This window comes from Verrucomicrobiia bacterium (assembly GCA_035495615.1).
Taxonomy (GTDB): Bacteria; Omnitrophota; Omnitrophia; order Omnitrophales; family Aquincolibacteriaceae; genus DATJFP01.
In genome coordinates, this window is record DATJFP010000037.1 from 19,989 (window position 1) to 27,041 (window position 7,053).

1 protein-coding gene is annotated in these 7,053 nt (G+C 59.4%); it reads left to right on the plus strand.

What is annotated here, in order from left to right:
- Window positions 1-232 precede the first annotated feature (232 nt).
- Window positions 233-7,053, plus strand: a 6,821-nt coding sequence (locus tag VL688_05040) for a hypothetical protein (GenBank protein HTL47410.1), incomplete at its 3' end; no start/stop codon positions are given.

Sequence of the window (7,053 nt, forward strand, 5' to 3'; positions counted from 1 at the left end):
CTAAGCCCCAGCCCAAGAAATCCCGCCTCCCGGCGGGCAAACGGTCCTTCCTGTTTTAGAGGGGATTCCCCCTCTCTAGCTGATCTCTAACCCTTAATAATTTAATAGGTTGCATCACTTTTATTAAGTCCAAGAGGATTGCGGGATATCGAAACTTATGTTAAACTTTATAAAACTTTTAAAATAACTTTCGCCGTCAACCTTCTAAGGAAAACAAAGAGCTTATTGCCCCATGAGAATGAGCGAAGCCGTGAAAAAAGGGACGGGTCTTTTAACCGCCCTCATTTTCTGCCTGACGGGACTCCTGCCTTCGCCCCCAATTGCCGCGGCGGCGGAAAATGGAAACGAGACGGAAGTTTCCCGGCCTTTCACACGCGAAATTCTCAACTCCACGTCGCTTCCCGCGGAACTCGGAAGCATCGAAGAATCCTACAAGGGAACGTCGCCTTTCCTCGTTTTTGTCGTGCGCGACGCCCATGCTAATTATCATGCCCAGGCGTCGATCGAAAACCTCATCGGATTTCTCGTTCAAAAATACGGTTTGAAAGACGTGGCGCTCGAAGGCGGCGCCGGCGAAATGGATCCCACGCTGTTCCGCTATTTTCCGGACGAAGCCGTGAAAAGGGAGATCTTCGACGCCTACCTCAAAAAAGGGGAACTTTCCGGTGCCGTGAGCGCGGCGGTTTTTTCGCAGCCGCAGCTGCGCTTCCACGGGCTCGAAGATACGGAATTGTACCGCGGGGAAATCCGCGCCTTCCTGAAAGCCGCGGCGCGCAAACCCGAGGCGCTTCAGGAAATCGAAAAGCGGCGGGCGGAATTGCAGGCCAGGAAAAAAGAGCATTATGCTCCGGCCCTGCTCGAACTGGATGCCCGGCTCGTAGCGCTCGACAAAGACCCTTCGAAGCTGGCCGAAACGTTTCTCTACCTTTGCGGGCTGCGCGATCCGAAAGACTATCCGGCGCTGCAGGTGCTTTTCAACGAACTCGAGCACAGCCGCGAATCGGACCAGGGGGCCGCGGCCCGCGCCCTTCAAACGCTCGCGGCCGATCTCTCGCGCCGCCTCCAGACCTCGAAGCAGATCAAGGAATTTTCCGAGCAGAAGCAGGAGTACGACACGGGCTCGGCCTCGCCCATGCAATTCGCCGCGTTCCTTACGGAGTTTGCCCGCGAAAACGGATGGGCCGTGGAAGTCCCGCCCGAAGTCGAAACCATCGCCCGCAATCATCTGCTCTTCCGCAAAATGAAAGGCATGCTGTTCTCCGACGAATTGGAATCTTTCGTGCGCGCGATTCAGGAATCGCTTCTGGACTCGCCGGCTGGGCGGGAGATTTTCGCGGCGGACCGCGCGCTTGTGCTCGCGCGCAAGCTGGCCTCCCTGGAAATTACGCCCTCGGATTGGGAAGAAATCAAAAGCGCCGGAACCGTCCTGCCGCTTCCCGACGCCGTCCATTTTTATGAAATTTCCGAGAAACGCGACAGTGTTTTCTTCAACAACCTGATCGGCCTTCTGGAAAACCGAGGCGAGCCGGAAAGTAAGCCGGTGATGTTCGTCGCGGGAGGCTTCCACACGCCGCCGATGCTCAAGAAACTGCAGGAAAAGCACATCTCCTACACCGTGATATCGCCCGCCATCGAAGAAGTGGAAGAAGGCGCCGACGAGCATTACCTCGCGCTCATGAAAGGCGACGTTTCGTGGAAGAACCACTTCAAGCACACGGCCGGGGGAATCGACCTGTACGAATCCTTCAGCGAAGACGCGGTCGAAAAACTGCTGGAAGCCTCCGCCGCGTCCGGTCCCGCGCTCAAGGCCTGGCGTGACGAGCTCATCCGCGGACTGGCAGGCGAAAACCGCCTTTCCAGCGCCGGCGACTATACCCGTTTCATGGACGCGGCGCGGCGCCGCGAGCTGGGGCAGGGGGACCAGGCTTTTCTGCGTTCCCAGTGGAAAGAAAAAATCGAAAATTTCGCGCGCGGGCTTTCGGAACTCGTCTCGAAGGGGCAGTTGACGGATGCGAACCTTGCGCGGCTTTTTTCTCCCGCAGCGGCGTCGCCGATCGCGGACAAGCCGCTTTTCCCGAGCTGGGTCATTCCCAACGATTTGATGGACCTCATGCTCGGCCGGGAAGTCGAGACCGCCGCTCCGAAATCCGAATTGCGCAGCGACCAGGAGGGCGGCCAGCCGGAAGTCGTAACGCCCGAAACCGTTGTCCCGCCCGCGACCGAAGCTGCCGCGCCTCCGGCGGCTATCCCGCTGCCGGCCGATGCAGTATCGCTTGTCCTGCACCAGCTTCTCAACGCATGGAACTTCAGCCGCCGGCCCGAGAAAAATCAGGACTTCCAAAAGATGGAGGCCCGCGTCGCGGAGCTCTCGCAGCACGAACAGGACCCGGAAAAAAAGGCCGAACGTGACCGCCTGCGCCACCAGCTCGAAGTTTTTTACCGGCCGCTTCTCGCCGACAACGTCAACCTGCCGGTGCTGCTCGGCCACATTTTTGCGGATGTCCGTACCGCCGACCGGCTCTCTCTCGCTCTGACGCCTTTTGCCCATCTGGAAAAACCCCAGATGCAGGCGCTCGCGCTCCCTCCGGGCGCGGGGACGTGGGAAAATTTTCCGCTGGCGAAGACCGACCGCGATGCGCTCGACCGGATTTTGCAAAGACTCCAGGCTTTTTACGCCTCCGTGCCTTTCGCGGACGGTTTTATTGCCCCTCCTCAGGCGAAGGCCGGTGCGGAGCTTGCCCCGCCGGAGTACGCGGAGTTTGAAATCCTCCAAAACAACAGGACGGGCATCCGTCCCGGGGATTTAAAACTCACCGGCGGTTTGCAGATGCAGCTCGAAGAAATTTGGATGAACCTTTTTGCGAGGCGGCTGATCACGCCTCCCGAACTTGCGCTTCTCAGTTACATTGAGGTGCGGGCGGGAGCGCCTGCCGCGGCCGCCTATGACGCAGGCACATGGCCGGAGGCCGCCAAAGCCGACGCGCCGCTGGCTCCGAAAGACCGGCCGCGCCTCGTCCTGAACCGTGAGATGATGGAACTGGCTTCGACAGACCCCGGCCTGCGCCGGATCCTGACCCGCGAGATCGAGGCCGTGCTGGAACAAGTCCGGATACGCGGGCTGCTGGCCCATGAGAGCGTGGGGCTGCCTGTCCTTTTCGATGATTTGACCAACGACTATCAGGCCCGCGGCGCGGCCATGTTAAAGCTGGTTTCGCTGCGCCACCGGCTCCGCCAATTCCTCGAAAGCGATGACCGCTCCATGGAAATCTCCTGGGCCAAAGCGCAGGGCGACGCCAATGCATCCTGGGCCCGCATCCTTGAAATCGGGGACAAGAGGATCCAATCCGGGGAGACTGTGGAAGTTGTTTTGGACGCGCTGACCACCGCTGCGGAAGCCGGAGACGGCAGTCTGACGGCGTTCCTCATGCAGCGATCGCCGGGAGTCCTGGCAACGGGCTTCGCGGCGCTCGGCGACCGGAAAGAACTTCTCTGGCGGCTCAAGCATCTTGAAACCGAAGCCCTGAATTCCCATCTCGACCAGCAGGCGGCCCAATTCCGCCGTTACGGTACTTACGGAGCTCCGAACGGAGAATTCTGGCCCCTCGCGTCGCGCGCGCTGCACCGGCGCCTGATCACGGACCTTACCGCGCGCGTGACCGAACAGCGCAAGAAGACGGTCCGCGAAGAACTCTACGGCAAGAAAAAAGAAATCGCGCCGCCGGAAGAAGCGGAGCTGGAGCTCAAACGCCAGCTGGATTTCGAACTCGCCCCGCACCAGCTGCTCAAGCAGGATTTGAGGTCTGAGTCCGTCTATCCCGACTCGACCTTCCGGCTGAACGGGCTCGTCACTTATTACGAACGCCTTTTGGAGGAGAGGGCCGCATCGCCGGCTCCCGCGGCCGCGCCCCTGCCCACGACTCCCGCTCCAGCGGCCGCTGCCGCGGAAGAAGACGACAGCACGCTGATCAATTTTATCCTCAAAGAAGCGGGCTTCCCGGAAGTCGACCGCATGAGGATCTGGCCGAAAAAATCGCCGGAGACCAAGAAGGTGGAAAAGCTGGTCCAACTGCTGGATTTCCTGACGCGCAGCGAATGGATGGGATCCAACATGGTTTTCAGGAGATTCGAAGACGCGAAGAGCGTCTACGACCTTTTGGGAGACGAGAAAAATTATTTCCGTTCGGAATGGATCCGCCTGAACCTGGAGAACCAGTACTTCAGCCGCCTCGGTGTTTTCAAGGAACTGGGATTCACGACCGGCGGCGTGTTCGGAGGAAGGCGCGAAAATTTTTATCCTTTCCTGGAGCTGGCAAGCGTGGTGCTCGCGCTGATCCGGTCTCAGGAATTCCGCGGGCTCATGGGCGCGGCAAGCTTCGATCCCGTGAATTGGAACAAGCCGGACAAAATCGCGGCCACCGTGGAACTCGCCAAGCGCATCCTTCAGGACCCGCGCGTCCGCACGGCCGCTGCCGCGGCGCCCGCCGTTGCGGAGCCGGAAGCAGAAGCTCCCGAAGGCGAAGTGGCCGAAGAAGCGGCCGCCGAAGCCCAGGAGCCGCAGGATACGGACGAGCAGCTGTCGTTCCGCGAAAAGTACGGCATCATCCTCGGGCGCGACCTCACGCGGCGCGTTTACTCCAACCTGTTCCTGCGCAACATCCGCCAATCTTATTACTGGCAGAACCTGATGAAAAAAGCGATCGACCGTTCCGAAGAAATCCTGCTGGATGAAGCGGTCCGTGAAGACGTGGCCAAGCTGCAGGAAGACGAAAAGCATTTTACCGATGCGGCGGGGCACCGCGTGCTCACGCTCCAGCTGAATTCGAAGAAAAAAATCACGGGTGTCCTGATCTACAAGACGGATGAGGCCGGCCAGATCCTATACGCCGACAAGCGTGATCTTCTGAACACCGGCACGACTTATGAAGACGGCAAGTCTCTCGACGAGTGGCTGGCACTGCAAGGCAATCTGTTTGGTGTCGAAGTCACTGAAAGGCTTTTTTATGAAAACGGCCTCCCGGCACTGCGTGTGACGCTGGGCGCCAAGCTTCCGAAGAAAACGGTCCGCAACGTCAAAGGTGTCCAGACTTACAAAGTCGAGGGCGGGCAAATCGTTTCGGTCCTGGATCACGCCCTTCACCAGGACAAGATCGCCTTCGAGCCCGGCTGGACGCTCACCCAGTGGCGCGACCACATGGCCGACGTCACCGACGACACGCCCGCGGCGGAACCGAAAACCGAAATGGATATTTTTGGCTATGACCGCAAGACCAATTCCACCTGGGACATTTATTTTACCAACGCGACGATGGGCCAGGTCATGGTCGGTAAAAAACCGCAGGATGTTGTCACCGACGGTACGATCCATAAGATCGTTTTCACCACGGCAGCCGAAGATCTCACGACGACTCGTGAAGACGAGTTCGAGCTTTTGAAACAAGCGGAGGCCTTTTTTCGCGAGGAGCATAAGGATTTGTCCCCGCCGGCCATGCGAAGCTATTGGGAAGGCCAGAAAGGAAAGCTGTACGGCGAGGTCAAGTCCCGCTCGTTCAACCGCATCGTGAAAAACGTTCCCTACACCGACCTGAAGGTCAACATCGATACCAAGACGGGCGACGTGGTAAACGTCGAAATTTTCTTTTACAGCGACAAGAACAAGATGGTGACGTCGGAGGTATGGGTTCCGATCTCTCCGTTTACCTTTCCGACCGGCTTTTCGTTCGATGATTGGCGTGAACGCCTGACCGCGCTTCTCCGGCGGCAGTCGCGTTCTTTTTACGACAGCAAAGAGCGGAAGCGCCTCGAGGTAAACTTTGATGCCTTGGGCAATCTGACCGGCATCGAACACGCGGCGAAGATTGGAGCGCGGGCGGTTCGCGTCTTTTATCTGGGCGACAGCCTGACGCGCATGGGGGTCTTTGACGGAGCCCTGAGCCTGCAGGATTGGGAAAAAATGCTCGAAGACTACGAGCCGCTTTTCGCGGTGGACGGCGACGAGACTGAGCTCAAGGCACAGCTCCAGGCCGTGCACGAACAACTCAAAGCCCATCCCGCGGTCAGCGCGCTGCTCAAGGAACACGAGACCCGGTATTTCGAAAGGATGAATTTCGGCCGGCTCCACGAAAAATTCGAACCGATCCGTGCGTGGGCTGAGGCCCAGCGCCAGGCGCTGGCCAAGGCGCGGCAGCATTACGAAAATTACCTGGGCGAACGCAAGATCTCGGGCAAGGAAGACAATTTTGAAATCAAACAATTCGTCGAGTCGGTCGTGGTGCCCGGCCTGGCGGGCCTCGTGGGCGAATGGGATTCCACGGTGGACTTGGACGTGCTTCTCGCGCGCGTTTTCGCGTTCGCGGTTCAGACCGAACCGCGCTCGCTGCTCGGGCTCTCGGGACCGGAACAGACGGCCGTGGATTCGGGCATCGGCATTTTCACCCAGATGATCCCGGAAAACGAAGTTACGGCGACAGACGCGGACGCCGCGGCCAAAGCCATCCTCGAGGCGCGCAAAACAAAGGCGGAGTTAAGAAGCGAAGTCCAGCCCGCCCCGCGCGCGGAACTCCGTTCCCTGCAGGACAAAATCCGCCAGGGCCTGAATCTCCACGACAAGATGGAACCCGTGCGGCAGTCGCTGACGCGCGCGCTCGCGCTGATGGACGTCAACGTGCGCAAGTACAATGCCGTGGATGCCCGCGACACGCGCCCCGGGCTGGAAGGCAAATTCCTCGACGCCGCGCACGGCAATGCCAATACGGCCATGCATTCGGCGCTTTGGGCCGTGGAGTACCTGCATGAAACCAACGGCGAGATCGAAAGCGCGCTCGACGACAGCCCCTTGTCGCTTTTGTACGCCGCTTACCAATCCAAAGGAGATCTGCCCAAGCCCAAAAAAATCACGGACGTCCAGCCCAACGAGCTCCTCGCGCGGCTCGTGCGCGGCGGCGATCCCGCGCACTGGAACCACGACGTGGTCGAGCAGACGCTGACGTCGATCGCCGCGGTCCCTGAAAACCGGCGCAGGCAGGACCTCATCACTTCCTTTTTCACGCTGAACAA